Source organism: bacterium (assembly GCA_035308905.1).
Classification (GTDB): Bacteria; Sysuimicrobiota; Sysuimicrobiia; order Sysuimicrobiales; family Segetimicrobiaceae; genus DASSJF01.
This window is the reverse complement of record DATGFS010000072.1, coordinates 58384-84647: the sequence shown is the minus strand read 5'-3', so window position 1 is coordinate 84647 and position 26264 is coordinate 58384. Positions and strand designations below refer to the sequence as shown.

Below are 26264 nucleotides of genomic sequence, written 5' to 3'. Positions count from 1 at the left end.
GCAAAGTCCCCGGAACGGCGCAAACGCGCTCCCCACCGGCGCCCGATCGAACGCCGGCCGGCGGTGCGCCGGCCGACTCCGCCGCCGGCCGCGATGAAATCACAGCGGCCGGCCGCCGTGAAGCGAACGCTACGTGAACAGCGTGCTGACCGACTCGTTCCGGTGAATGCTGCGCATCGCCTGCGCGAACAGCGGCGCTGCGGACAGCACGTGCAGCTGCGGGATGTGCGTCGCGGGCGCGATCGGGATCGTGTTCGTCACGACGAGCTCCCGGATGTCCGGCCGCGCGAGCGCCCCCGCCGCGCCTTCGATGAAGACGGGATGCGTGGCGCAGACGTACGCTTCCGGCTTCGCCCCGGCCGCGACCAGCGCGTCGAGCGCGGCACGGATGGTGCCGCCCGTCGTGATCATGCGATCGATGAGAATCGGGACGCAGCCTGTCACGTCCCCGACCACCTGCACGACCTGCTTCACCGCCTCGACACGGCGCTGAAACACCACCGCGAGCGGCAGATGCAGCCGCTCGGCCAGCCGGTGGGCGGTCTTGACCGCGCCGTCGTCGGGGGCCACAACGACGCCGGGCCCGAGATCGCGTCCCCGAAGGTAGTCGGCGAAAAGCGCGAGGCCGCGCAGATGGTCGACCGGGATGCTGAAAAACCCTTCGATCTGATCCGCGTCGAGATCCAGCGCAAGGACGCGGTCCACCCCGGCGCTCTGCAGCAGGTCCGCGACGAGCCGGCCGGTGATCGGCTCCCGGGGCCCGTGCTTCTTGTCCTGCCGCGCGTAGCCGTAGTACGGGATCACGGCCGTGATCCGGCCCGCGGACGCCCGCCGCAGCGCGTCCACCATCACCAGCAACTCCATCAGGTTCTCATTGACGGGCGGGCAGGTGGGTTGGATGACGAAGGCGTCGGCGCCGCGGACGCTCTCGTCGTAGCGTGCGTAGATCTCGCCGTCCTCGAAGCGCCGGATGGTCACCCGGCCGAGCGGAAAGCCCAGTTCCGCGGCGATTTCCTCACCGAGCCCGCGATTCGCGGTGCCGCAAAAGACCTTCATCTCCCGCTCGGCGGTGGCAGCCCACGCAGGCGCGCGGCGGCCCATCGGCGCGCCGGATTCAGCGGGCTTGTACCAGGAAGCGAATGGCGGTCCGCTCTTCCCCGTCAATCTCCACCTTCGTGAACGCGGGAATGGCGATCAGGTCGATGCCGTTTGGTGCCACAAATCCGCGGGTGATCGCGATGGCCTTGACGGCCTGGTTGACCGCGCCGGCGCCGACGGCCTGCAGCTCGACCGCGCCCCGCTCCCGCAGCACGGCGGCAAGCGCTCCCGCGACGGCCTTGGGCTTCGAGTCAGCGGAGACTCTGAGGACTTCGCCCATCGCGGTCCCTGCCCCCCCAGCCCTGCCGCAGCCGGCAGGCTGGGCCCATTTCCATCATCTTGGAGGCAACTCCTGCCCCGTCTCGCGCTTTGATGACATGGTGGCCGGCGGCGAGTCCGCCGGCAGGACTTCCGGCCGCTCTCCGGGCCCCCCCGGCGTCGGCGCCCGCCGTGCCCGGCGCGCGTCCCGGGCGCGCGTGACCATGATCACGCCCATGAAATGCGGGATCGCGAGCTGGCGCCGAAGCCGCCGCGGCTCCCGCGCCAGGCGGTACAGCCATTCCAGGCCGAGCGTCTGCATCGCGCGCGGCGCCCGGTGGGCCCGGCCGGCCCAGACGTCGAGCGACCCGCCGATGCCCATCGCGGCCGGCACCCCCAGCGCCGCGAGGTGCCGCGCCAGCCATCGCTCTTGCCGAGGGGTGCCGAGCCCGGCCAGTAAGAGCGCCGGCGCCGCCCTCCGAATCGTCTCCACGACCCTCGGCTCGTCGGCCGCCGAGAAATATCCGTCCGCAAACCCGGCGATCTCGAGGCCGAGATAGGTTGCGCCGAGCCGTGCCGCGGCCAATTCCGCGGTGCCCCGGCGTCCGCCCAGCAGATAGACGCGCCAGCGGCGCCGCGACGCTTCCGCGAGAAGCCGCTCGGCGAGCTCGATCCCGGGCACGCGCGCCGGCAGGGGCCGGTGCAGATACCGCGACGCCCAGACGACTCCGACGCCGTCCGCCACCACGAGCGCTGCCCCGGCCAGAAGGTTTGCGAGATCGGGCGCGTGGCGCGCCGTCATGACCATCTCGGTGTTCGCCGTGATCGCCAGCGACGGGACCCCGCCCTCAACGAGCTGGACGACGCGGGCGACGGCGCCGTCGAGATCCACCGGATCGAAGCCGACGCCGAGAATGCCGATGCGTCTCACCGCAGCAGCTCCATCGCGAGCGCCGGGCTCAGCGCCGCGCGTTCGCGCAGGGCCGCCGCGACGCGCCGCAGGCGGTCGCGGCGGCCGGGCCGGTCGGCCGCCGCCGTCTCGATGCGAACCCCGAGCGTCCGGGCGTCCAGGCCCTGTGCCGGCAGCGGCGCCTCCTCCCCGAGCTCCTCGGCGAGCGCCGCGACCTTGCGGTCGTAGGCGACGGGGACGATCGGAACACCCTGGGAGGTGGCGAAGATCAGCGCGTGAAGCCGCATCGCGACCAGGAGATCGAGGCCGCCGATCAGCGCCAGCATCTCCCGCGGCTCGAACGGGTCGCGAACCACGACCGCCCCGTCGAGGCGCGCCGCCACCGACTCGGCGGCCTCCACGTCGTGCGGCCGGTGCATCGGCAGCAGCACCCACCGCGCGCCGAGGCGCGCCCCCGCATCGCGCGCGGCGGCGGCCACCGCCTCCAGCACGCGCCCGTCGCCCCACGGCCGCACGCTCAGCCCGAAGAGCAGACCGCTGCCCCACCGCGCGCGCTCCCGGTCCACCGCGGGCGTCGGGTCCGGATCGAGGAGAAACGACGGGTCCGCGCTCACGACCGTTCGCGGTCGGCGGACGCCTGCCTCGGCCAGCACCCGGGCCGACGCGGCGTCGCGCACGGTCACGAGATCGACGCCGTTCAGCACGGATCGGATGCCCGCCCGGATCCACGCGCGGTGCGCCGGCTCGAAACCCTGCGCGTAGACGGCCGTCCGCCGCGACCACCGGCGTGCGCCGGCCAAGACCGCAAGGTAGTACCACGGACTGCGCCAGCTGGTCGCGTCTTGAAAGAGACTGCCGCCGCCGGAGAGGAAGAGGTCGCAGCCGCGGAGCGCGCGCACGACCGCGCGCGGCTGGGCGCGGGGCACCCCCTCGACGCCGTACGCGCGGGCCGTCGCGACGGGGGAAGCCGAAAGCACGCTGATGTCGAGGTCGGAGCGCCGGCGGCGCAGCTCCGCGACGGTCGCCGCGAGCACCGCTTCATCGCCGAGATTGCCAAATCCGTAATAACCCGAAAGAACGACCCGGCTCACCTGCGGAGCAATACCGCCGGGCTCGTCATCCCGTTCGCGCCGGCTACCCCCGGCCGTAGTCGGTCAACGGACCGGAGGGCATCCCCGCAGGTTCCCCGCCCTCGCCCGCGGGGCGCCGGCCCGCGGCCCGCGCCTCGGACCCGACGGCCCCGACGGCCGGCAGACGCCACCACCGGCGGCTCCACAGCAGCGCGCCGATGAGCACCGCACCGATCACCGACCCGATGACGAGCGCGTAGACGGTGCGCTCGACGACGTACACGAGCGGCGTGTGGATGTGCGAGAACGAGTCGACGAGGTTCGTCTGGCCGACGGCGCCGGCCATCGCGAGCGGCAGCACCCACCGCCGCGCGCCGAGGCACGCGAGCGCGAGCGCGAGCATCATGGCCGGATGACCGATCAGAAACTCCTTGGTCCGGGGACGCGCCACGAGCACGCGCTCCAGCACGGTGCGGACCTTGACCTCGAGCCCGCCGAGGGCCGGGAGGCCGGTGTTGCCGGTGCGGCCGAGCGCGAACAGCGCCGCACCGCCGATGACGATCAAGAGAATCCCGTACTCGAGCCGCAGCGGCTGCCGCAGCCACTCCCGCACCCGCGGCCACACGCCCTCCGGCCCAGCCTGGGCCGCGGCGACGGCGAGGCCGACGATCACGACCGGCAGCACGATCAGCACCTTGACGCCGAGAAAGAGGCGCGCCTCCATCATGAACGACCATTCCGCGAGCAGCGCCGCGACCATGAAACCGCCCAATGCCGACGCGGCGGACATCCCCCAGAGTCCCGCAAGGCTCCGTGCCAGCACCGCGCCGCCGCCGAGCCGCACGTGTGCCGGCCACGTCTCGCGCCGGGCGCCCGGCACGAACCAGAGCATCGCCAGGATCGGAAACGCGAGCGCAGCCAGCAGCGCGACGAGCTCGCGCCACAGCGTCACGTGGTGCAGCGCCATTGTCGCGAGCGTGATCGCCAACCCCGCCGCCACGCCGGCGTACAGCCACGCGGGCCGTACACCGTACCCGAGCGCGCCGCCGGTTTCCGCCGCCGCGAGCGCCCCCGCGGCCAGCGCGCCGAGGGCGGCGAGCGCAAACCACGGCGCCGGAGTCCCGACCACAGGCAGCGGCACCGCTTTGCCGAGCTTGTAGCCGCTGCGGGTCAGCTCGTCGGCGATCGAGCCCACGTATTCCAGGTTGGCCTGGATCGGATCCACCCCGGCCGAGGTCGAGAGGAACGGACGCACGTAGAGAATCCGGACGTTGCGCTCGTGCGCGGCGAGCACGAACTTGTCGCGGGCCTGCGCCGGCGTAAGGCCGGCGAGCTCTTCAGGCGCCAGGCTGAACACGCGGATTACGCGCGGCGCCGCGAGCAGCGCGAGCTGTTCCTCGCCCTTTTGGCGGCGGCGGGCCGTGAACGCCTCGATCCGGCCGAAGACGAACCCGCGGGACTTGATCGCGCTCGCGACGTCCGGCACGAGGGCGTCGTACCCGAGGACCTGATCCCGGTCGAAGATCAGCGTGAACGCCTGCCCGAACTGTCCGAGGGACGCGAAGAACGCGTCGATGCCGCCCGGGGCGACTTCCCGGAAGTTGCGGATCCGCGGCTCGGCCGAAAGGTGCGCCCGGCGGGCCGCGTCGATTTCCTCCGGCACCATCCCGAGCGAAAGGTCCTCGAGATCCCGGCCGCGGCCGGCGATCTCGAGCACGCCGGGCCCGACGATCTTGGCCGCGCCGGCGCCCCGCTGCAGGGCGAAGCCGCTGCGGACGAGCTCGAGCAGTGCGGGCGGTCCCTGGACGTACGTCGCGTCCGCGCGCAGCCGCCCGGCGAGCCGCGCCAGCGGGGGCGCGAGGGCTTCCGCGCGCGCCGCGTCGATCGCGTCGCTGCCGGCGTTGAAGGTGACGAGGCCCGCGTCCGACAGGCGCCGCAGCGATGCCGCGTAGATCGTCACGCTGCGGACGCCGTACCGGTAGAGATCGCCGTACACCGCCTCCCGCTCGAGGCCGCGGAGCCGGGCGAGTGTCGCCCAGTCGTCCCCGTCGACCGTGATCTCGACGGTGCGGTACGATCGCTCCACGGCGACGCGGCCCGCGAGCAGCACGGCCGACGCCGCCAGGCCGGCCGCGACGCACAACACGAGCGCGGGGAACCGCGTCCAGAGCCTCCGCCACATGACCGTCACGGCGCGCGCCCCGCGACCGGCGCTTGGCCCGCCACGGCCTGCAGCATCAGCACGCCCTCACCAATCGTCACTTTGGTCAACCGCAGGCCGAACGGCATCTGTCCCACGTCGAGGACCGGATTCATCGACTCGGCGAGCCGCGAGGATACGTCGGCCGGGATCGGCAGACCGTTCATGACGGTGACCCGATCGACGACGAGATCGAGATGCCTCGCGTCACGCACGACGAGGTGGCCGGCGACCGACGCCGGAAACTCCGTCCCAAAGACGGCCACCGTGCCATCCAGCATGATCGTCCCCGGCCGCAGCCGCACCACCACCTGTCGCACCATCGATTGCTCGCCCACGAGCCGGGCCAGGTTGCCGGCGGTCACGGTGACACGCGCGGTGCCGGACCCGACCGACCGCACGGCGAGCTCGCGCCGGCCGTAGAGCGCGCCCGGGTCCACCGCGACCCGCGTCAGGATCGCCTCGAACGCCGCCACGTCGAGCCGGCCGATGCGCAGGGACCGCGCCGCGACGGAGAGCACTCCGATGTTACCCCACCACAGCGCCGGGGCCGGCCGGGACTGCACGGCGACGGAAACGTCGGGCGTGCCGAATGAGCGGACGAGCGCGGCGCGGATCGCCATCCTCGCCAGGTCCGGCGCATCGAGGCTCGCCGCGAGCGCGAGCGACAGAACCGCAACGAGGACGATCCAAAGCGCCCCGCCGAACGCCCGGCGCCGGGTCTTCGGCGTCCGGCCCGCGTGCTGCGCGCCCGTCTGCGCGGGGGTGCGTCCGAGTTCGGCCGATCGGTTCATGCCACCGGCGGCGCGGACCGCGGCTCGGCCGCCCCGGTCTCCGCGGCCTGCCCGCGGCGCAGATACGCGTCGATGAACGGGTCGACCCCGCCGTCGATCACGCCCTGCGCGTTCCCGACCTCGAGGCCGGTGCGGTGGTCCTTGACGAGCGTGTACGGGTGCAGCACGTACGAACGGATCTGGTTGCCCCACGCGGCGTCGCGGTGCTCGCCGCGGATCGCGGACAGCCTCTCGGAGTGTTCCTTCGCTTGCGCCTCGAACAGCCGCGCCTGCAGCAGCTTCATCGCGGTGAGCTTGTTGGCATACTGCGAGCGCTCGTTCTGACACTGCACGACGATGCCGGTCGGCAGGTGCGTGATGCGCACCGCGGTCTCGACCTTGTTGACGTTCTGCCCTCCGGCCCCGCCGGCCCGGTAGGTGTCGATCCGCAGGTCGTCCTCGCGGACGCTGACTTCCTCGGGCTCGACTTCCGGAATGACGTCGACCAGCACAAAGGAGGTGTGGCGCCGGTGCGCCGCGTCGAACGGCGAGATGCGAACGAGCCGGTGCACCCCCCGCTCGCCTCGCAGGTACCCGTACGCGTTGGGGGCGGCGATGATCACGGTCGCGCTCTTCAGCCCCGCTTCCTCGCCCGGCGACATGTCCACGACGTCCGTCGCATAGCCGTGGGTCTCGGCCCACCGCATGTACATGCGCAGCAGCATCTCCGCCCAGTCCTGCGCCTCCGTGCCGCCGGCCCCGGCGTGCACGGACAGGATCGCATTGCTGCCGTCGTGCTCGCCGGAGAGCAGCGTCGCAAGCTCGACGCGGTCGAGCGTTTCGCCGAGCGCCTTCGTCTCGCGCTCGACGTCGGCCAGGGCGGCGTCGTCGCCGGCCGCGAGGGCCGCGAGTTCGGCGAGATCCCGGATCTCCCGGTCGAGACGTGTGAGGTCGTCGAGGCGTTCACGCAGACGCGCCACGTCCTGCGAAACGCGCCGTGCCGTCTCCGGGGTGTCCCAGAACCCGGGCTGTTGCATTTGCCGCTCGAGCTCGGTCAGGCGGGCCTGCTGGCGGGGAAGGTCAAAGATGCCTCCCGATGCCCTCGAGGCGTTCACGGTAGGTCGCGAGTGCGCGCTTCAGTTCGTCCGGTGTCACGCGCCCATTATAGCATCTCACGATTCCGCCGCTCACCACGGGCCGAAGAGAAAACCAAAAAACGCCGCGCCGAGGCCGTGGGCAATCGCCAGCGCCGGCACCTGCGGCCAGCGCGTCCGCACGAGACCGAAGGCCGTGCCCGCGGCGAGACCCCACAGCACCGCTTCCGGGCCGCGGGGCATCTGCGCGAGCGCGCCCAGCGCGGCCGGCCAGCCGACCGCCGAGACAGGGCCGCGCCATGCCGTCGCGGCGGCGAACACCACGCCGCGAAGCCACCACTCGAAGCCCAATCCGACGACGAGCACCTGTACCACCGTCCCCCACCACCACCCGCCCGGGGGCGGGACGAGGGGCATCGTGCCCCCGTGCGCCGTGAACGCGCGGGCGGCCACCCCCCCGAGCGCAGCGACGGCCGCGAGCGAGACGGCCGCGGCGGGGATGAACCCGCCCCCGAACCCAACCTCCGGTGCCGGCCGCCGAAGACTCAACAGCGCGGCCGCGACGAGGACGGCCAGCGGCGGGAGGGGAATCGGCACTCCCGCGAGGACCGGCGACCAAGCGGTCCCGCCGACGGACCCGCCGGCGAGGTCCCGAGCCAGCGCTTCGGTGACAAACAGTGCGCCGAGAGGGACGGCGCTCGCGACGCCGAGGCGCGCGGCCGCGGCGCCGCGCCCCCCTTCGAGGGCGAACTGGGCGAGCCGCGGACCAACGGCGAGCGCGGACGCGGCGACGGCGGCCCAGGCGAGCACGTCACCGTACCGCGCGTACCACGTCAGGCCGCCGCGCGGCGCCACCCGGCCCGTGAGCACCCCCCTCGCGCCGAGCGGCAGGCTCGCGATCACGCGGCCGTAGGGATCGATAATCTCGCTCGGTCCCGCGTTGGCCGCGCGCAGGAGAAACCGCCTCTCCTCGATCGCGCGGAACGGCGCGATCGCGGCATGCTGAAGCGGGGCCGCGCTGCCGTCGAACCACGCGTCGTTCGTCAGGACCGCCAGCAGCGCCGCCCCATCCCGTACGGCCCGCCGCGCGTGTTCGGGAAACGCGCTCTCGAAGCAGATCGCGACCCCGAGGCCGCCGGCCGGCGTCGGCAGCACGGCGGGCCCGCGCCCGGCCTGTTCCCCTGCCTCGGCGAACGGCACGAGCCGGTGTTTGTCGTACCGTCCGATGATGGCGCCGTCGGGCGCCACGGCAAAGGCGGAATTGGTGAGTCCGCCCTCGAGGCTCGTCGCGATCAAGGTGATGCGATCGCGGGCGGCCCACTCCCCCACGATCGCACGGATCCGTGGATTTCCGGCCAGACCGACCGGCGAGGCGGTCTCGGGCCACACAACCAGCACGGCGCTCCGGCCCGAGCCCGTCGACACCGCGGCATCATGGGTCAGCGCGTTCAAGGCCGCAAGATCGCGCGCCGCCTGGGTGGGGTTCCACGTCATCCGGGCCGGGTACCCGGGCTGCACGAGCGCGACGGCGGTGTCGGCGCGGACCGGGGTCGCAAGCGCCGTACTTCCATAAAAGAGGGCGGCCGCCACGGCCGCCGCGGTCAGGGCGATGGGCGCGAGACCGGCCGACCGTGTGAGGACGAGTGTTGCGGCGGCGTTGGCGAGCGTCACCAGGAAGGTCACGCCGTAGACGCCGGTCAGCGCTGCGATTTGGCTCACGGGGAGCGCGGCGTGCTGCGATTCTCCAAGAAGCGCCCAGGGAAGCCCCAGCGTGCCCTGCCCGCGCAGAAACTCGACGGCGGTCCACGTCACTGGGATCCACAGCACCATGCGGCGCGGGCTGCCGGCGCCGGCCCAGGCGGCGGCGCCGAGGGCCACGGCGGGCGCAAACGCGAGCAGGGCGGCCGCCAGCACCCATACCGGAAACCCAAAGCCCGTGAGCCACCACAGGACCCCGCCGAACGCGGCGAAGCCCCAGGCGTAGCCGGTCCAAAAGACGGTCCGCGGCGGGCGGCGCCACACCCCCGCGACGAGGGGGATGAGCGCGACCCAGGCGAGCGCGCCGAGATCGTAGGGAGGAAACGCGAGCGCGAACGCCGCGGCGGAGACCGCCACGGCGAGCAACCGCGCCCTAATTACGCGCCCTTTGCCTGCATCAACAGCACGGCGCCTTGGATCTCACCGGTGGACGACTTGAGCGGGGTCACGACCACGCTGCAGGACACGTTCTTCCCGCGCCGGTTGACGGCGTGCACCGTCACCAGGCCCGATTCGCCGTTCAGCCCGCGGCGAACCGCCGCGCCGAGCTGATCGACCGGCAGCCCGATGTCGAGCCCGAAGAACGCCTTGCCCTGCACCTCCGCTGCGCGCAGTCCCCAGAGCTCCTCGGCCGCGGGATTCCAGGCGGTGATCTGACCGCCGCGGTTCACGACGATGAGACCGTCCCGGATCCCCGACAGCACCGACCCGAGGAACCCGTTCACGGAGTTGAGATCGTCGCTGCGCTCCCGCAGCTCGCTGTTCATGGTATGCAGCTCTTCATTCGTCGACTGGAGCTCCTCGTTCATCGTCTCGAGCTCCTCGTTCGTCGACTGCAGCTCTTCGTTCGTCGTCTCGAGCTCTTCCACCGTGGACTGCAGCTCTTCGTTTGTCGTTTCGAGCTCCTCGTTGGACGACTGAAGCTCTTCCGAGACGGTTTCGAGCTCGTGACGCGAGCGCTCCAGCTGCTCCTGAAGCTTGCGCTGGTCCGTGATGTCCTGCAGAACGATGCTGACCCCGTCGACGGCGCCCGACGGCTCGCGGATCGGACGCAGCGTGACCTTGTAGAATGCCGGGTCGCCGGTCGCCGACGTCCACACCACCTCGGCGAGCCGCATGTCCGTGAGGCGCGTGGCCGACGCGTTGCCAAAGGTCTGTTCGACGAGCCCGAGCACGTCGGCCGGCAGGTCGAGCTCCCGGAAGTGGGGGGCGCGGGCCCGCGGGCCGAGACGCAGCATCGTCCGAGCCCGCTCGTTGGCCAGGACGAGGGTCCCTTTCGCGTCGAGAACGATCTGCACGTCGGGGCCGAGCTCGAACGCGCCGTCGGCCATTCCGCCGTCGTTGTCATTGTGGCTGTTGTCTTTGCCGTTTCCGGCCTGCGCGACCGCGATCCGGTCGAGATACTGGATCTGGGGCACCCTCGCGAAGAACCGGCGCTTCAGGTCCACGGGGGTAAAGAGGTTGCCGTGCGTGAGGAGCATCTCCGCGCGGCCCAGTAACAGATACCCGCCGTCCCTGACCGCGAAGTGCAGGCGCGCGAGCACGCGCCGCTGGGATTCGTTGGTGAAGTACATCAAGGTGTTGCGACACAACAGCAGATCGATCCGGGAAATCGGCGGGTCCTCGAGGAGATCGTGGCGCCCAAAGATGACCACGCGGCGGACGTCGCGGTCGAAATCCCAGAGATCGTTGTCCCGGACGAAGTATTTCTCCAGCAGCGGCCGCGGCACGCTCTCCACGGCCTGCTGCGAATACCGGCCCAGACGAGCCGTCGCCAGCGCCTCGTCGTCGACGTCCGTGGCGTAGACCTTGACCCGGTCGAGCAGCGCCGGTTTGCCCAGGGCCTCGGCGAAGAGCATGGCCGCGGAATACGCCTCTTCGCCCGACGCGCAGCCGGCGCTCCACACCCGGATGTGCTCGTGCGCCGCCTTCCCCGCGAGAATACGCGGGATGATCTCCGTGGCCAGATACTCCCACGCCGGCGCGTCCCGGAAGAACTCCGTCACGTTGATCAGGATGACATTGAACAGGAGCGTGAACTCGTCGGGATGCGCCTTCAGATACTCGGTGTACTCCGCGTACCCGGGGAGGTGGAGGATCTGCATCCGCTTCTCGATGCGGCGGCCGAGGCCCGCGCGTTTGTAGGCGGTGAAGTCGAACCCGCGGTTCTCCTTGATGTAGTCGAGCAGCTGCTCGAGCTGCGGATTGAGCTCCTCGCTCATTCGGGGACGCCCCCGACCAGCGTCACAAGCGCGTCGGCGATCTGATCGAGGGGCAGGACGAAATCGACCAACTTCGTCTTGATCGCGGCCGACGGCATGCCGGAAAACTCCGACGTCGCCTCATCCTGCGCGATGACCGTCCCCCCCATCTTCTTGATCGCGCGCAGGCCCATCGAGCCGTCCGTGCCGGTTCCCGACAGGATGACCGCGATCGCGCGCGTCTTGAAGCTCGCGGCCACCGACTCAAAGAGCAGGTCCGCGGAGGGCCGGAGGAAGTGGACGAGCTCGGAGTGGGACAGCGACAGCGTGCCGTCGGGGTTGACGAGCAGATGGTAGTCCGGCGGCGCGACGAAGACCGTATGCGCGCGAAGGTGGTCGCCCTCCTTCGCTTCCTGCACCTGGAGCTTCGTCCGCCGGCTCAGGATTTCGGCGATGAGGCTGCGGTGCCGCGGGTCGAGGTGGTGGACGACCACGAGAGGCGTCGGAAGAGTCGCCGGCAGCGCGCCCAGGATACGGCTGAGCGCATTCAGGCCGCCCGCCGAGGCGGCCAGGGCAATAATCTGGAAGGGCCGGTCCTCGCTCAACGTCTGCGATGCCTCGCTCGGTGCGTGCCGGATCGACGACGCGATGACGCGCGCCCGTCGGGGAGTACTCCCGCCTCAATGATACTACTGATCGCGGATGTACGCGCGCGCCGCGTCGACCGTGGCCACGACGGGCAGCACGTTGGTGAGGCCGAGGATGTCGAACAGCCGGTGGATCTCCGGTCTCGACCCGACAACGACAAACCGGCCCCCGTGCGCCTGCGCCGCGTCCTCGAGCACGTGGACACCGGCGCCGTCGAGGTACCCCAGCCGGCTCAAATCGACGATCACCCGCCGGCTCTCGCGAAAGGCGGCCGCGACGGCGTTCGCGAACAGCGGCGCCGTCGCCACGTCCACCTCGCCTTCCGCGCAGAGCACGCACCCTTCGGGCACCGGCTCCGTCCGGCAGTGGAGAAACGCCGGTCCGGCGCCCCCGGTGATGCGGGGCCGCCGGACGATGGACACGACGCCGGCCGCCGTGCGGGTGAACGCGTAGATTGGCGGATCCGGGACGGCGGCGTAGGGCGCGGCGAGATCACATGCAAGGCGCGTCCGTCGAAGATCGTTCCGCAGCCGCGCGAAGGTGAACCGGACCTCCTGGAATTGATAGCACAAGGAGACGTAGCGCCGCCGCGTCCTGTGCACCTGGCTCAGGAGTCCGGCGTACCGCGTCGCGGGTTCCATGGTGAGATTACTGCGGCGCGGTCTTGCGCGCGGGCCCGTTCCCCTCGCCGCCCCATGCGGTCCCGAGGGGTGTCTTCAAGCGCGCCGTGATCCGCGCCGTCACGCCGTGTCCCGCGGGATTCACCCGCAACTCGACGTCGTTCGCGAGGCGGCCGATCATGTACAGGCCGCGGCCGCCTGGGCTGGTCCGAGGGGGCAGCCGGCGGGGAATCTCCGGCGCGGCGGTGGCGTCACCGTCGTCGCGGACGACAACCGTAATCGCGGTCGCCGTGGCGATCACCTCGACCGAGACCGCGCCGATCCCGCCGGGGTAGGCATGCTGATAGATGTTGGACAGGGCTTCGCCGACCGCCACTTCCATGTCGCGCGCCGTCTCATCGCCGAGCCCGGCGCGCGTCATCGCGTCCCGCACCTGCCGCCGCGCAATGCCCAACGACTCGGGCCGGCTATCGGTATGAACGGCCAAGATGCGCACCGCACAACTCCCAGGTGTGCCGGCGGCCATGCCCCGCGATGACCGTTCGTACACAAGAAAAGTTCTCCTGCGGCGGGCGCCTCCACGTCCGTGTCAGCTCAATCCTCGGGCCGTTCCGGTTTCTTGTCCGCCGCCTCGTCCGCAATCGCTTCGCTCGGCCCTGTCGGTTCTGCGCTCGACGTTTGCAAGTCCGCGGCCACCGTTTCAAGGTCCGGGCGGGCGCGCGGCGGCTCGCCCGGCGCGCGGAGTTGCGCTGTGATCCACACCGTCACGCCGTGCCCCGCGGGACCGATTCCGACCTCGACGCTGCCGGCAAGACGGCCGACCACGTAGAGGCCGTGGCCGCCGGCATCGGATCGGGGAGGAAGGTCGAGCGGAATCGCCGGGGGTACGGTGGCCGGGCCCTCATCGGCCACGACGACCGTGAGCGTATCCGGCGTGGCAAGGACGTCCACGGAGACCGGACCGACGCCGCGGGCGTAGGCATGCCGGTAGGTGTTGGACAGCGCCTCGCCGACGGCAACTTCGATGTCGCGCGCCGCCTCGACGCTCAGCCCCGCGCCGGCCAACGCCCGGCGCACCTGTCGTCGCGCGCTGCTCAGGGACTCGGGCTGGCTGTCCGTGCGAAGGTGGAAGGTCCGCATCACTCCACGGCTCGCGCGCGCGGGCAGAGGAGACCGCCCGTCGGCGCGCGACCATAGGAATCTTTACCCCGAAAGACCGGCTATCCGCGTCCGGACTGGCCCGCCGGCGACGCGGCGCTGGGAGCGCCGTGACACTTCTTGAATTTTTTGCCGCTGCCGCACGGACACGGATCGTTGCGGCCGACTTTGGCAACGCGGATCGGTGCGAGAGCGGCGCCCGCGGGCTGTCCGCCGTCCCGCCCGGCGAAGGCGGGGTTGCCGGGCACCTGCCCAGTGGGCCGCGCGCGGCGGTCGCCGGGTCCCGGCGCCGCGGACGACCCGCCGGACTCGGCGGTCACGCGGTAGCCCGGCCGGCCGGTCGTGGCGAGCGCCGGGGCGGCAGCGGGCTGGACTTCGACCAGGTAGAGGAACTTGACGGTCTCTTCCTGGATCTCGTCCTTCATCTGCTCGAACAGCGCGAACCCTTCCTTTTGATACTCGATGAGCGGGCTCACCTGGGCGTAGGCGCGGAGCCCGATGCCCTCGCGCAGCGCGTCCATCGCGTAGAGGTGGTCGATCCACTTGCGGTCCATCGTCTGGAGGAGGATGAGCCGCTCCAGTTCCCGCATCGTCTCCGGGCCGATCGACTGCTCCTTCGCCTCGTAGGCGCCCATCGCCGCGTCGCCGAGCCGCTCCCGGATCTCGTCCGCGGACAACCCGCGAAGCGACTCCGCGGTCAGCTCGGCCGGCAGCGGCACAATCGTGCGCACGTCCTCGAGCAGGCCGTCGAGATCCCACTCGTCGGGCCGCACCTCGCCGGAGCAGACCGTCTCGACCACGCGGGCTACGAGGCGCTCGATGAAATCCAGGATGTTCTCGCGCAGGGCCTCCCCGTGCAGCACCTTGCGCCGTTCGGCGTAGATCACCCTCCGCTGCACGTTCATCACGTCGTCGTATTCGAGCACATGCTTGCGGACGTCGAAGTGATACGATTCGACCTTCTTCTGGGCGTTCTCGATCTGCCGGGTGACGAGGCCGTGCTCGATCGGCACGTCGTCCTCGATGCCGAGGCGCTCCATGATGCCGGCAATCCGCTCGCCGGCGAAGAGGCGCATCAGCTCGTCGTCGAGCGCCACGTAGAAGCGGGAGGACCCGGGATCGCCCTGCCGGCCCGCGCGGCCGCGCAGCTGGTTGTCGATCCGGCGGGCCTCGTGCCGCTCCGTGCCGACGATGTGCAGCCCGCCGAGCGCGCGGACCTTGTCCGCGCTCTGCGAATCCGGCGGGCTGCCGCCGAGGATGATGTCCACGCCGCGGCCCGCCATGTTCGTCGCGATCGTGACGGCCCCGGCCCGGCCGGCCTGGGCGATGATCTCCGCTTCCTTCTCGTGGTACTTCGCGTTCAGCACCTGATGGGGAATGCCGCGCCGGCGCAGCAACGCCGAGAGCGCCTCGCTCTTCTCGATGGACCGCGTGCCGACGAGGACGGGGCGTCCCTTCCTGTGGCTCTCCGCGATCTCGTCGGCGACCGCCGCGACCTTCGCCTTCTCGTGCTTGTAGACGAGGTCGGCCTGATCTTCGCGGATCATCGGCCGGTTGGTCGGGATGGCCACGACGGGCAGGTTGTAGATCTGCGTGAGCTCCGCCTCTTCCGTCTTGGCCGTGCCGGTCATGCCGGCGAGCCTATGGTACATGCGGAAGTAGTTCTGGAACGTGATCGTCGCGAGGGTCTGGCTCTCTTTCTCGATCTTGACGCCCTCTTTCGCCTCGATCGCCTGATGGAGTCCGTCGCTGTACCGGCGGCCGAACATCAGACGCCCCGTGAACTCGTCGACGATGATGACTTGGCCGTCTTTGACGACGTACTCGACGTCCTTGTGGTAGAGCGTGTGCGCGCGCAGCGCCTGCTGCGCGTGGTGCATCAGCTCGATGTGGCGTGGATCCGTCAGGTTGTCGATCCGCAGCATCCCCTCGAAGGCGGTCGTGCCCTCTTCGGTCAGCGTGGCGGTCTTGAGTTTTTCGTCGACGTGGTAGTCGCGCTCCACGACAAGCCGTGGAATCAGCTTGGCGAAGTTGTAGTAGAGGTCGACGGACTGCTCCACCTGGCCCGAGATGATGAGCGGCGTGCGGGCCTCGTCGATCAGGATGAAGTCGACCTCGTCGACGATCGCGTAGTGCAGCTCGCGCTGCGCGAGATCCTCGGGGCGGAGCACCATGTTGTCGCGCAGATAGTCGAACCCGAACTCGTTGTTGGTGCCGTAGGTGATGTCCGCCTGATAGGCCTCCCGGCGCGGCACCGGCCGGAAGTGCCTGAGGCGCTCGTCCGCGTGCGCCGGATCGGTGAACAAGGGGTCGTAGAGGCCGGCGAACTCGTGGGTGATGACGCCGACCCGGAGGCCCAGCAGGTGATAGATCGGCCCCATCCACCCGGCGCCGATCCGTGACAGGTAGTCGTTCGGCGTGACGAGGTGCCCGCCGCGGCCTTCGAGCGCGTTGAGCACGAGCGGCAGCGTCGCGACGAGGGTCTTGCCTTCGCCTGTCTTCATCTCGGCGATCTTGCCGCTGAACAGCACGGCGCCGCCGATCAACTGGACGTCGTGGTGGCGCTGGCCGAGCGTCCGCTTGGCCGCCTCGCGCACGAGCGCGAACGTCTCGGGCATGAGGTCGTCGAGGGACTCTCCGCCCTTTGCCCGGTCCCGCAGTTCGTCGATTTTCTCGCGGAGACGGACGTCGTCGAGGCCCGCGAAGTCCGCCTCGAGCGCGTTGACCCGGGGGACGAGATCGTCACGGAAGCGCTTGACGATCTTCTCGCTGTGATCCCCCAGCAGACCCTGAAACAGCTTCAGCATTCGGAACTCCTCACTGGACCTGAGCAACCCAGAATCTTCTTACCATTATAAGCGGTCGTGCAACCACACGGCCCCATTGGGGAAAACGACGGGATCGACCGCGCCGACTCCCCGGCGAGGCGGCTCTGGCGGGCCCTCGTGCCCGGCGGCGGCCCCGCGGGCGGAGTATTAGGGCAGCGGAATGTTCAGCTTGCGGGCGAACGCGGCCGGCGAGTCGTCGTGATCCACGCGGACGCGCTCGAGCGCAAACGGCCGGCTCGCGGACGTGGCGAAGCCGGGGACCTCGGTGACGGCCGCGTGGTATCCCAGGTCGCCGAGCAGGCGTCCGAGCGCCGGCGTGAACCGCCCGGCCGGATACGCGAAGAACTCCACCGGCTTCCCGCTCCATCCGGCGATGATCTGCCGGCTCTGACTGAGCTCCGTCCTCGCCGCGCCGAGCGGCAGCTGCGAGAAGTCGATGTGATGCTGTCCGTGGGATTCGATCGCCATGCCGGCCCGCGACATCTCGTCGAGCTGCGCCTTGGTCATGTGCCCGCGCGTGCCGATCGTCGAGGTGACCACGAAGAATGTGCCGGTCCAGCCGTATTTCCTCAGCAGAGGGAATGCAATCGTGTAGTTGTCCTCGTAGCCGTCGTCAAACGTCAGGACGGCCCCCCGCGCGGGCGGCGTGCGGCCGTTGAGGCCGGCCCACACGTCGTCGAGGCTGAGCGGCCGGTACCCCGCGCTCCGCAGCAGCTTGAGCTGCGCCTCGAACGCGGGCGCCATCACCGTGAGGTGCAGTGTGATCAGGTCGCGCGCGGACACGTCCGTGTCGACCATGTGATACATCAGGATGGGAACGCGCCAGCCCGCGGATCCGGATCCCGCGGGCATGGCCGGCGTGGGCGCAAGCGCGAGGGCGAGCGCCGCCGCGAGCAGGATGAGGTGCGGGCGATGGACGGTCATCGGATCGAAGCGCAGACGGGCCGTACCGTCCCGCGAAGCCGGGATCAGCGGGGACTCAGCCACGCAACCGGACGGTTGACCGCGTCGAGCACGGCGCGCACGACGGCTTCGCGCGGGTCGTCGCGCACGAGCGAGGACCCGCTGAGCACGTCCTCTTCGGGACCGAGCCACGCGACGACCGCCAGCGCGACCTGTCGCGCGCCGAGCGGGGCGATCGCGGCGCTCTCCAGGAGGAACAGCCCCTGCGAGCGGAGGTGCGCCTCGACCGCCCGCAGCGTCGCCGCGCCGACGAGCTGCAGGCGGTGCGCCGCGGCGTTCGGCCCGGCGGCCGTTCCCTCGACGATCGCGCCGTCGTGCTCGAGCTGAATCTTCACCTCGGCGGTCGCGTGCAGCGTCGCCACGGTCATGCCGACGAACTTCAGGCGGGCGAGCGGGAGCTGGCCGGCATCCGGCTGTTCGGACCGCTTGGTCGCAATCCGGACCTGGTTCTGCTCGATCTCAACGGAGAGCTCCGCGGCCAGCGCGGCGACGATCTCGGCGGCCATGACACGCGGGCTTCGCTCGGCCGTGCCCAGCACGTGGACGCGATCGATCACCCCACCCTGCGCCAGATCGACGCGGACGGCGGACACACCGCGCAATCTGCGGATGATGTCCTCCGCGCGCTGAGCGAGCGTCTCTCCCCGTACCTGCTCCGCCACACCGTCCCGCCTCTCCGGACGGCCGCCGCCCGGGCGACCGCGTCTGGCGCTACTGTACGCCCTCCGGCCTCGCCGCTCCTCCGGACGCTCGGCAGAATCTTCCCCACCGAGTTGCGACGGTCGCCTACAGATGCCACCGGAGCCGCAACTGCTGCAATCCGCCGCCCGACCGCAACTCGCGGATCACCGCCGACGCGTAGGCGGCGAGGTCCGCCGCGTCCGGGCGCGCGATCAACACGAGGGGCACCGCGGGGCCTCCGGCCGCGGACGTCCGCAGGCCGGCTCTTCCCGAAACAAACCCGAGCGCCTGCGGTCCATCCGCGATTGCCGCGTCGACCCGCCCATCCGCGACCAGCGCCAGGCTCTGCTCCGTGAGATATGTCGTCACGAGCGTCGCGCCGGCGTCGCGGGCCAGCCGTTCTCCCGGACTGCCGAGGGCGGCCGCGACCCGCTTCCCGCGCAGCGCGGTGAGGCCGCTTCCCGGCGTCTTGCCGCCCCAGACGATGGCCGGCGAGGCGTCGCCGTACGGGTCGGTCGCGACGCCCGGCGTCATGCCGTGGAACAGCGCGCCGGCGGCGAGGTCCGCGTTCGGCGGAAACGCCTCGCGCATCGCGGCGGCAGGCGTATCGGTGATCTCAACGCGGACGCCGAGCGCCCGGGCCACCAGCCCGACCAGATCCACGTCAAACCCGCGGGGACCCGACGCGTCGCGAAACGCCAGCGGAGGAACCGAAAGGTCGGCGGCGACCCGAAGGCGGCCGCTGCGCTGCACCGCGGCCACCGACGGGCCCCCGACGGCAGGATGCGGCGCCGCGGGCAGCGGCGGCGTGCTCTGCACCGCCGCCCGAGGCGCGCAGGCCGCCGCCGCAAACACGGCGGCGGCGATCATCAGGCGGCTGCGTGTGCCCATCGTGGTGCCGATTATACGCCTACGCGGCCGCGCCGGCGCGGCCGCGGCGGAAAGGGTCTTGTTCCCGGCGGCGCGAACAAACGGTGCGTCGATGATACACACCCCTCTCCGCCGCCGGCCTCCGCGGCGCGCCGCGGCCGTCGTGCTCTGCCTCGCCCTTGCACTCGGGGCGGCCGCGTCGCCGCGAGCGGCGCGCGCCGCATTCCTGTACCCCCTCTACTACTCTCTTGAGATCCCTCCGGTCTTGACCGGCTACCAGATAGACGACCGGGGGGACAAGCATCTGCTCTATACGAGTCTGATCCGCGGCACACTCGGCGGGCTCGCGATCGAATCGGCCACCGTGACCCTGCATCCGGGCGCGAGCGCGGGCGCGGGCGGCGGTGAGTTTTCGCTGAGGACGGCGGCCGGCGCGGTCAAGAGCGGCCTGATCCTCATGACGACCGACCGCCGGCAGACAACGCTGCTGTTTTCCGGCATGTATCTCGGCGCGCGTCTTGAGTTCCGCATGGTTGGGCCCACCGAGGGCTTCGGCACCGCGACGATCGCCACGAAGGGCCTGGCCGACACCAGTTTCGTCGCGCACAGCGAATACGTCGCCGCCGTCACCCTGGGCGTGGCCAACCTGGCGCCGGCGATCCGCGCCGCGGCGATCACGCAGGCGGACGGAAACCTGCGCCTCGTCAGCGCGTATCAGGCCGCGACCGGCGCGCCGTAGCGCGAGGTTGGGGACTAGCGCAGGAGAAATCCGTCCGGCAGCGGGTCGCCGGGGTCGAGCACGAAGGTGTGATAGCCGGTAATCGACGCGGCGCCGCTCACCTCCGGGGTCACCGCGCGGTGGGCGCCGATCCGCGTTTCCTCGACGAGCCGCCCCGAAAACCGCGTCCCGATTAGGCTCTCGTTGACGAACGGCGCGCCGAGCGGCAGGCGCCCGTCCGCCCACCGCGCCGCCATCACCGCCGAGGTGCAGGTGCCGCAGGGCGACCGGTCGACTTCGCGGTCGGCAAACACCGTCAGGCTCGTCTGATCCGCGCCCGGGCGCTGCGGCGGCCAGCCCATCACGACGCCGTAGAGCCCGTCAATGCCGGCTTCGATCGGATGCGCGATCGTCCCGGCGCCGAGCACGGCCCCTTTGATCGCCGCGGCGGCCTCGACCAGCCGGCCGAGCGGTCCGGGCCGTGCACCGAGCCCGGCGCGCGGCGCGTCCACGAGCGCGTAGAACGCGCCGCCGTAGGCCACGGTCGCGGCGACGTCGCCGAGCCCGTCGACCGGCACGACGCGCCGGTCCAGCACGAAGCTCGCGACGTTCCGCATCGTGACCTCCCGGACGCGGCCGCCTTCCACCGACGCCCGCGCGCGCACGAGTCCGGCGGGCGTGTCGAGCGCGACCGAGACCTCCCGCTCCGCGGCCGGCAGCTGTCCCGTCTCGATCAACACGGTCACGAGGCCGATGATCCCGTGCCCGCACATCGTGCTGTAACCCTCGTTGTGCATGAAGAGCACGCCGCAGAACGCGCCCGGCGAGACCGGCGGCGTGACGATGCAGCCGTACATGTCCGCGTGTCCGCGCGGCTCCCACATCAGGAAGCGCCGCACGTGGTCGAAGTGCTCCGCCATGTACGCGCGCCGGGCGAGAATCGTGTCGCCCCGCAGCGGCGGCAGGCCCGCGGTCACGACCCGCAGCGGCTCGCCCGCGGCGTGACAGTCGATCGTCTGCATCGTCCGGCGCATCGCTGCGTGATTCGCTCCGTCCGATGCGGGACCTCCGGCCGCCGGGTCGGAAGGAGACGTGGCGCCCGAGGCCAACAACATGGCACGATGACGACCCGGCCGCCGGCGGGCCGCCTAGCGGCGGACTCGCCGGCCACGATGAAATCAAAGCCGGTCTCACCCGCCGCGGGATCGACGCGGCGCCAGACGGGTTTCCTCACGCCCGAAGAAGTCGCCGCGGAACTGCGCGTGTCGCCGTCGGTGGTGCTGCGCCTCCTGCGGCGGGGCGATCTTCCGTCGGTGCGCGTGGGACGCGCGTGGCGCGTCGAGGAAGAGGACCTGCGGCGCTGGATCCGGCGCCACCGGCACGGCGGCGCGGGCAACGGCCGCGCCGTGCTCAACGGCCGGGGCGGCGCGTGTCTGTGCGGGTGCGGGGCGCATGTCGCCGCGCCGGACGCGCGGTTTCTTCCCGGACACAGCGGCAAGATGGTGCACCGGCTGATGACGGTGGAAGGCATGACGTTCGACGCGGCGCGCGAAGCGGTGCGCCGCGTGCACCGGCCGCGCCAGCAGCAGCGGCTGTTCTGACCCCCCGTTGCTTGGTTATAATGGGCCCATGGAAAAGCGAACCGTCGCCGATCTCCGCCGCGCGTTCGGCCGCCGCGTGCACGACGCCCGGCGCGACGCGGGCCTGAGCCAGACCGAGCTCGCGCGCGTGCTCGGGCTGCGCAGCGGCGTGGCCGTCGGCGACTGGGAGCGCGGCAAGGCGCTGCCGAAATTCGAGACCTTTCTGCGGCTGTGCGAGGCGGTGAATCAGCCGCCCGCGTTCTTTATCGACGGCTACCGCGACCGGCCGGTGAAGGATCCGGTCGACCGCCTGCGCGAGACGTTCGAGGGCGCCGACGCGAAGGCGGTCCAGCGGCACCTCGAGCTGCTGCACCGCCTCGAACATCTGCCCGTGGAAGTCGGCCGCGGCATCGCGCCCGAGGAACTGCGCTCCGCGCTCGAGCACCTGCGCTTCGAGGAAGCCGCGGAGACCGCGAAGGCCCGCCTGGCCGCCGCCGGCCGGCGCGCCGATTCCGGGCCCCCGCCCCGGCCGCTCGACGAGTCGCGCGAGGCGGCCGCGCAGGAGGCGTTCCGTCTCGGGTGGGAGGCGGCGCTCGGCGCGCTGCGGGAGTGGCTGCACCGGCGCGCCCGCGCCTGATGACCTCGCGCCTCTTCGCCTACGGCACCCTGCGGGACGAACACCTCGTCGAGCGGCTGCTCGGACGCCGGCTGCCGTGGCAGCCGGCGGTGCTGGAGGGCTACTGCCGCACGCTGGACGCGTCGATCGGCTATCCCATCGTGCATCCGCTGGCCGGCGCGAGCGTAGACGGGCGGCTCCTCGACGGCGTCGACCAGACGGCCCTCGCCGCGCTCGACGCCTACGAGGGCCCGGAGTACCGGCGCGTCACCGTGCGGGTGCAGACGAGCGACGGCCGCGCGGTCGATGCCTATGCCTACGTGCCGGTGCAGGCCGGCGCGGGGACGCCACGCGCGGACCGCCGGTAGGACGGGAGATCAGGCCGTGGCCTTGGGCGTGTAGCGCTCCAGCGCCGCGCGCATCCGCGACAGCGCCTCGGTAATCGCCTCGACGGAATTCGCGTAGCTCAACCGCAGATATCCCCCGCCGTGGGCGCCGAACGCCGTCCCGGCGAGCACCGCCACGCCGGCGTCGTTCAGCAGGTGCGCCGCGAGCGCCCCCCCATCCGGATCGATCGCGCGGACGTTCGGGAAAGCGTAGAAGGCGCCGGCCGGCACGAGACAGCCGACGCCGGGCAGCGCGCGGAGCCCCTTCACGATCACGTCCCGGCGCCGGCGAAACTCCGTGACCATCCGCTCCACGCAGCCCTGATCCCCGCGCAGCGCCGCGATCGCGGCCATCTGTGTGGACGCGGCGGTGCAGGAGTTGGAGTTGACCATCAGCTGCACGAGACGCGCGGTCACCTCGCGGGGCGCGACGCCGTACCCGATGCGCCATCCCGTCATCGCGTATGTCTTGCTGAGGCCGTCCAGAATTACCGTCTGGTCGGCCATCCCCGGCACCGACGCGATGCTCGCGAACTGTGCGCCGTAGAGGATCCGTCCGTAGATCTCGTCCGACAGCACGGTGATCGGCCGGCCGCGCACCATGCCCGCGATCGCCTCGAGGTCCGCGCGGGAGAGCACGCCCGCGGTGGGGTTGTGCGGCGAGTTGAGAATGATGAGCCGCGTGCGCGGGGTGATCAGCGCGCGCAGCTCCTCCGGGTCCGCGCGAAACTCGCGCTCCTCGCGCAGCACCCACGGCACCGTCCGCGCCCCGAGAAACCGCGCCACCGACTCGTAGATCGGAAACCCGGGATCCGGGAAGATGACCTCGTCGCCGGGGTTGAGCAGCGCGAGCATCGTAAAGAACATCACCGGCTTGGCGCCCGGGGTGATGACGACCTGGTCCGGGTGCACGGGAATGCCGCGCGACGCGGCGACGTCCTCCGCGATCGCCTCGCGCGCTTCCAGAATCCCGGCCGCCGGTGTGTAATGGGTGTAGCCGTCGCGCAGCGCCTTGATCGCCGCGTCCTTGATGTGCTCCGGGGTGTCGAAGTCAGGCTCGCCGATCTCGAGGTGAATGATCGAGCGCCCCTGCGCTTCGAGCGCGCGGGCGCGCGCCAGCACCTCGAACGCCGTCTCTGTGCCGAGCTGAGCCATCCGGTCCGCGAACGGGGCGCCGGGCATCAAGTGCCCTCCTGCCAGCTCGCCAGGTACCGCGACTGCTCGGGCGTCAGCGCGTCGATCGCCACGCCGGCGGCGCCGAGCTTGAGCGTCGCGACCTGCTGGTCGATCTCGGCCGGCACGCCGTAGACGTCGGGGCTGAGCGTGCCGCCGCGCTTGGCTAGATACTCCATCACGAGGGCCTGGTTGGCGAAGCTCATGTCCATCACCGCGGCCGGGTGCCCCTCCGCCGCGGCCAGGTTCAAGAGGCGCCCTTCGGCCAGGACGTAGATCCGGCGGCCGTCCCGCAGCCGAAACTCCTCGACGTTCGGCCGAACGGACCGGCGGGACTCCGCGAGATCCGCGAGCGCGGCGAGATCGAGCTCGACGTCGAAGTGCCCCGAGTTCGCAACGATCGCCCGGTCCTTCATCACCTCGAAGTGCTCGCGGCGGACGATCGACGTGTTGCCGGTCACGGTGAGGACCACGTCGGCGACGCGCACCGCGTCCAGCATCGGCAGCACCCGATGGCCGTCCATGTGCGCCTCGAGCGCGCGCACCGGATCGACCTCCGTCACGATGACCTGGGCGCCCATCCCGCGCGCCCGCAGGGCGAGCCCGCGGCCGCAGTTGCCGTAGCCGGCGATCGCGACCAAGCGGCCGGCGAGCAGCAGGTTGGTGGCGCGCAGGAGTCCGTCAAGGGTCGATTGGCCGGTCCCGTAGCGGTTGTCGAACAGGTGCTTCGTCAGCGCGTCGTTCACCGCGACGATCGGATACTTGAGCACGCCCGCCTTGGCCATGCTGCGCAGGCGGATCACCCCGGTCGTCGTCTCCTCGCTGCCGCCGCGGACCTCGCGCAGCAGCTCCGGCCGCGAGTTATGGATGGTAGAGACGAGATCCGCGCCGTCGTCCATCGTGAAGTTCGGCTTGGTATCCAGCGTCTGGTTGATGTGGCGGTAGTACGTGTCGCGGTCCTCGCCGCGGCGGGCGAACACCGGTAGATGCCACTCCGATACGAGCGCCGCGGCCACATCGTCCTGCGTAGAGAGCGGATTGCTGGCGCACAGCGCCACCTGCGCGCCGCCGTCGTGCAGCGTGCGCATCAGATTCGCGGTCTCGGTGGTGACGTGCAGGCAGGCGGCGATCCGCGTCCCCGCGAGCGGCCGCTCGCGCGTGAAGCGCTCGCGGATCGCTCTCAACACCGGCATCTCGCCGTCGGCCCACGCGATACGATCCCAGCCGGCCTTCGCCAGGCCGGGGTCCTTGATGTCTGCGTTCACTCCGTGTACCTCCCGGCACCCCGACCCCGCAACGGCGCCGGAGACCCAAGCATTGTAGCGCTGCGACCTCTTCGACGACAACCGCGCGCGGTCCCTGGCCTTAGCGGCGCCCCGCGGCGAGCCGCGCGGCCTCCGGCCGCGCGCGCAGCCTCAGCATCGCGACGCAGCCCAGCGCCGGTCCCACGCTCAGCACGGCAAACGCGAGCCGCCACCCGCCGGCGCGAAGGACGAACGGAAGAAGCTGGATGCTCACCGCGGTCAGAAGAAACCCGAGCGACGTCTGCAGGGCAAGCGCGCTGCCGACCCGGCGCGGATCGGCGAGCTCGCTGATTGCCGCGGAGAACTGCGCGGAATCCGCGATCACCGTCACCCCCCAGGCCGCCGCGACCGCGACGACGAGCGCGGGGGCCCGGCCGAACAGGAAACCCGCGGCCAGCGCACAGGCTCCGCTGAGCGCCATCGCGCCCGCGGTCGTCACCGTCCGCCCGATCCGGTCCGCCATCAGTCCGCCCGCGATGCAGCCGCCCGCACCGAGTCCGATGACGGCAAATGCCGCGAGGCCGGCCGCGCGGCGCACCGCGTCCGCGTCGCCGAGACCGCCCGACGCCTGGAAGCTCCCGACGAGGAACGCCGGGATCCAGGTCCACATCGCGTACAATTCCCACATGTGGCCGAAGTAGCCGAAGTTGGCGAGCCGCAGCGCCGGATCGCGGAGGGCACGCAAGGCCCAGCGAAGGTCGAGGGCGGCCGCGGGCGCATCGAACGGGCCCGGCCGCACAAAGCCGGCCACGATCATCGCCGAGAGCACCGCCCCGGCGCTGGTCGCGGCGATGACCGCCTGCCAGGGCAAGGCCCCGACCGCCTGCGCGGCGATGAGATGCGGCAGCGCCGATCCGAGGGTCAGCGCCCCGACCAGCGTTCCGATCGCGAGCCCGCGGCCCTCCCGAAACCAGCCGGCCATGAGCTTCATCCCGGTCGGATACACGCCCGCGAGCAGCACCCCCAGCGCGATCCGCAGACACACCGCGGGCAGCAGACGTCCCGCCGCGAGCGGCAGCAGCGCGTTGGCCGCCGCGGCGCCGGCCGCGGACGCGACGAACACCGTCCGTGCCGACAGTACGTCGCTGAGCCCGCTCACGGCGAGGCCGAGCGCGCCGGCGACAAACCCAAGTTGCACACCCACGGTCAGCAGCGCGAGTTGCGCGGTCGCGAGCCCCCAATCCCGTGCCAGGGACGGCCCCACCGCGGCCGCGCTGAACCAGGTGCTCATCGCGCCGATCTGCGCCGCCGCGATCAGCGCCAAGGCGCCCCAGCGGCCGGGCGCGACGCCGGCGTCGGGAGCGGTCCGGGGGAGCGTCGCCATGTCCTCTACGGTACCAGGAAGGCACGCGGGCCG

At 71.4% G+C, this 26264-nt stretch carries 25 protein-coding genes; 4 read left to right on the top strand and 21 right to left on the bottom strand.

Annotated elements, in window-relative coordinates; all coding sequences use genetic code 11:
* Window positions 1-129: 129 nt before the first annotated feature.
* From VKT83_18755 to VKT83_18675, 17 genes are all read right to left on the bottom strand, one after another.
* Entirely contained in the window at window positions 130-1056 is a 927-nt protein-coding gene (locus VKT83_18755) for a ribose-phosphate pyrophosphokinase (GenBank protein ID HLY24513.1), read from the bottom strand.
* A 58-nt stretch (window positions 1057-1114) separates the two neighbouring features.
* Window positions 1115-1378, bottom strand: a complete 264-nt coding sequence (locus tag VKT83_18750; GenBank protein HLY24512.1) for a stage V sporulation protein S — start codon at window positions 1376-1378, stop codon at window positions 1115-1117.
* Between the two features lie 54 nt (window positions 1379-1432).
* Window positions 1433-2287, bottom strand: coding sequence for a WecB/TagA/CpsF family glycosyltransferase (locus VKT83_18745; GenBank protein ID HLY24511.1), 855 nt, complete (start codon window positions 2285-2287; stop codon window positions 1433-1435).
* Window positions 2284-3357: a polysaccharide pyruvyl transferase CsaB gene (gene csaB, locus VKT83_18740; protein HLY24510.1), complete on the bottom strand. Its 1074-nt coding sequence runs from the start codon at window positions 3355-3357 to the stop codon at window positions 2284-2286. The genes VKT83_18745 and csaB overlap by 4 nt, the downstream gene beginning before the upstream one ends.
* Before the next feature lie 43 nt (window positions 3358-3400).
* Entirely contained in the window at window positions 3401-5518 is a 2118-nt protein-coding gene (locus VKT83_18735) for a DUF5693 family protein (GenBank protein HLY24509.1), read from the bottom strand.
* Window positions 5519-5523: 5 nt separating this feature from the next.
* A complete protein-coding gene (locus VKT83_18730; GenBank protein HLY24508.1) occupies window positions 5524-6330 on the bottom strand; it encodes a DUF2993 domain-containing protein in 807 nt (268 codons plus the stop codon).
* Window positions 6327-7464 (bottom strand): peptide chain release factor 2 gene (prfB, locus tag VKT83_18725; GenBank protein ID HLY24507.1). Its coding sequence is split into 2 segments (ribosomal slippage): window positions 6327-7391 and window positions 7393-7464, totalling 1137 coding nucleotides; the frame shifts between segments, so codons are not numbered across the junction. The genes VKT83_18730 and prfB overlap by 4 nt, the downstream gene beginning before the upstream one ends.
* Window positions 7465-7496: 32 nt before the next feature.
* Window positions 7497-9518 carry an apolipoprotein N-acyltransferase gene (gene lnt, locus VKT83_18720; protein ID HLY24506.1) on the bottom strand — a complete coding sequence of 674 codons (2022 nt, stop codon included), beginning with the start codon at window positions 9516-9518 and terminating at the stop codon, window positions 7497-7499.
* Window positions 9519-9538: 20 nt separating this feature from the next.
* Complete coding sequence (locus VKT83_18715; GenBank protein HLY24505.1) at window positions 9539-11383, bottom strand: CheR family methyltransferase; 1845 nt, start codon at window positions 11381-11383, stop codon at window positions 9539-9541.
* Window positions 11380-11967 carry a chemotaxis protein CheB gene (locus VKT83_18710; protein HLY24504.1) on the bottom strand — a complete coding sequence of 196 codons (588 nt, stop codon included), beginning with the start codon at window positions 11965-11967 and terminating at the stop codon, window positions 11380-11382. The genes VKT83_18715 and VKT83_18710 overlap by 4 nt, the downstream gene beginning before the upstream one ends.
* Before the next feature lie 84 nt (window positions 11968-12051).
* A complete protein-coding gene (locus tag VKT83_18705; GenBank protein ID HLY24503.1) occupies window positions 12052-12651 on the bottom strand; it encodes an STAS domain-containing protein in 600 nt (199 codons plus the stop codon).
* Window positions 12652-12658: 7 nt separating this feature from the next.
* Window positions 12659-13126, bottom strand: a complete 468-nt coding sequence (locus VKT83_18700; protein HLY24502.1) for an ATP-binding protein — start codon at window positions 13124-13126, stop codon at window positions 12659-12661.
* A gap of 98 nt (window positions 13127-13224) precedes the next feature.
* Window positions 13225-13770 (bottom strand): ATP-binding protein, encoded by a 546-nt coding sequence (locus tag VKT83_18695; GenBank protein ID HLY24501.1) that lies wholly within the window; start codon window positions 13768-13770, stop codon window positions 13225-13227.
* Window positions 13771-13850: 80 nt separating this feature from the next.
* On the bottom strand, window positions 13851-16595 hold the full coding sequence (secA, locus tag VKT83_18690) for a preprotein translocase subunit SecA (protein HLY24500.1): 2745 nt from the start codon (window positions 16593-16595) through the stop codon (window positions 13851-13853).
* Between the two features lie 168 nt (window positions 16596-16763).
* On the bottom strand, window positions 16764-17540 hold the full coding sequence (locus tag VKT83_18685; GenBank protein HLY24499.1) for a polysaccharide deacetylase family protein: 777 nt from the start codon (window positions 17538-17540) through the stop codon (window positions 16764-16766).
* A 44-nt stretch (window positions 17541-17584) separates the two neighbouring features.
* Window positions 17585-18241, bottom strand: coding sequence for a hypothetical protein (locus VKT83_18680; protein ID HLY24498.1), 657 nt, complete (start codon window positions 18239-18241; stop codon window positions 17585-17587).
* A gap of 124 nt (window positions 18242-18365) precedes the next feature.
* Window positions 18366-19151 (bottom strand): transporter substrate-binding domain-containing protein, encoded by a 786-nt coding sequence (locus tag VKT83_18675; protein HLY24497.1) that lies wholly within the window; start codon window positions 19149-19151, stop codon window positions 18366-18368.
* A 91-nt stretch (window positions 19152-19242) separates the two neighbouring features.
* Between VKT83_18675 and VKT83_18670 the strand changes: the two genes are divergently transcribed.
* The gene (locus VKT83_18670; GenBank protein HLY24496.1) at window positions 19243-19869 is read left to right on the top strand and encodes a hypothetical protein; all 627 of its coding nucleotides are present in this window, start codon (window positions 19243-19245) and stop codon (window positions 19867-19869) included.
* A 14-nt stretch (window positions 19870-19883) separates the two neighbouring features.
* Here the strand turns inward: VKT83_18670 and VKT83_18665 are convergent, their stop codons facing one another.
* Entirely contained in the window at window positions 19884-20882 is a 999-nt protein-coding gene (locus VKT83_18665; GenBank protein ID HLY24495.1) for a proline racemase family protein, read from the bottom strand.
* An 87-nt stretch (window positions 20883-20969) separates the two neighbouring features.
* Here VKT83_18665 and VKT83_18660 point away from each other — a divergent pair, with 87 nt between their 5' ends.
* Genes VKT83_18660 through VKT83_18650 form a run of 3 tightly spaced genes read left to right on the top strand, consistent with a single transcriptional unit; the run spans window position 20970 to window position 22412 of the window.
* On the top strand, window positions 20970-21449 hold the full coding sequence (locus VKT83_18660; GenBank protein ID HLY24494.1) for a helix-turn-helix domain-containing protein: 480 nt from the start codon (window positions 20970-20972) through the stop codon (window positions 21447-21449).
* Between the two features lie 28 nt (window positions 21450-21477).
* A complete protein-coding gene (locus VKT83_18655) occupies window positions 21478-22065 on the top strand; it encodes a helix-turn-helix transcriptional regulator (GenBank protein HLY24493.1) in 588 nt (195 codons plus the stop codon).
* Entirely contained in the window at window positions 22065-22412 is a 348-nt protein-coding gene (locus VKT83_18650) for a gamma-glutamylcyclotransferase family protein (protein HLY24492.1), read from the top strand. The genes VKT83_18655 and VKT83_18650 overlap by 1 nt, the downstream gene beginning before the upstream one ends.
* Before the next feature lie 9 nt (window positions 22413-22421).
* Here VKT83_18650 and VKT83_18645 read toward each other — a convergent pair whose 3' ends face one another.
* From VKT83_18645 to VKT83_18635, 3 genes are all read right to left on the bottom strand, one after another.
* Complete coding sequence (locus VKT83_18645) at window positions 22422-23612, bottom strand: pyridoxal phosphate-dependent aminotransferase (protein ID HLY24491.1); 1191 nt, start codon at window positions 23610-23612, stop codon at window positions 22422-22424.
* Window positions 23612-24868 carry an adenosylhomocysteinase gene (ahcY, locus tag VKT83_18640; protein ID HLY24490.1) on the bottom strand — a complete coding sequence of 419 codons (1257 nt, stop codon included), beginning with the start codon at window positions 24866-24868 and terminating at the stop codon, window positions 23612-23614. Before ahcY ends, VKT83_18645 begins: the two co-directional genes overlap by 1 nt.
* 100 nt (window positions 24869-24968) lie before the next feature.
* The gene (locus tag VKT83_18635; GenBank protein ID HLY24489.1) at window positions 24969-26231 is read right to left on the bottom strand and encodes an MFS transporter; all 1263 of its coding nucleotides are present in this window, start codon (window positions 26229-26231) and stop codon (window positions 24969-24971) included.
* Window positions 26232-26264 lie beyond the last annotated feature (33 nt).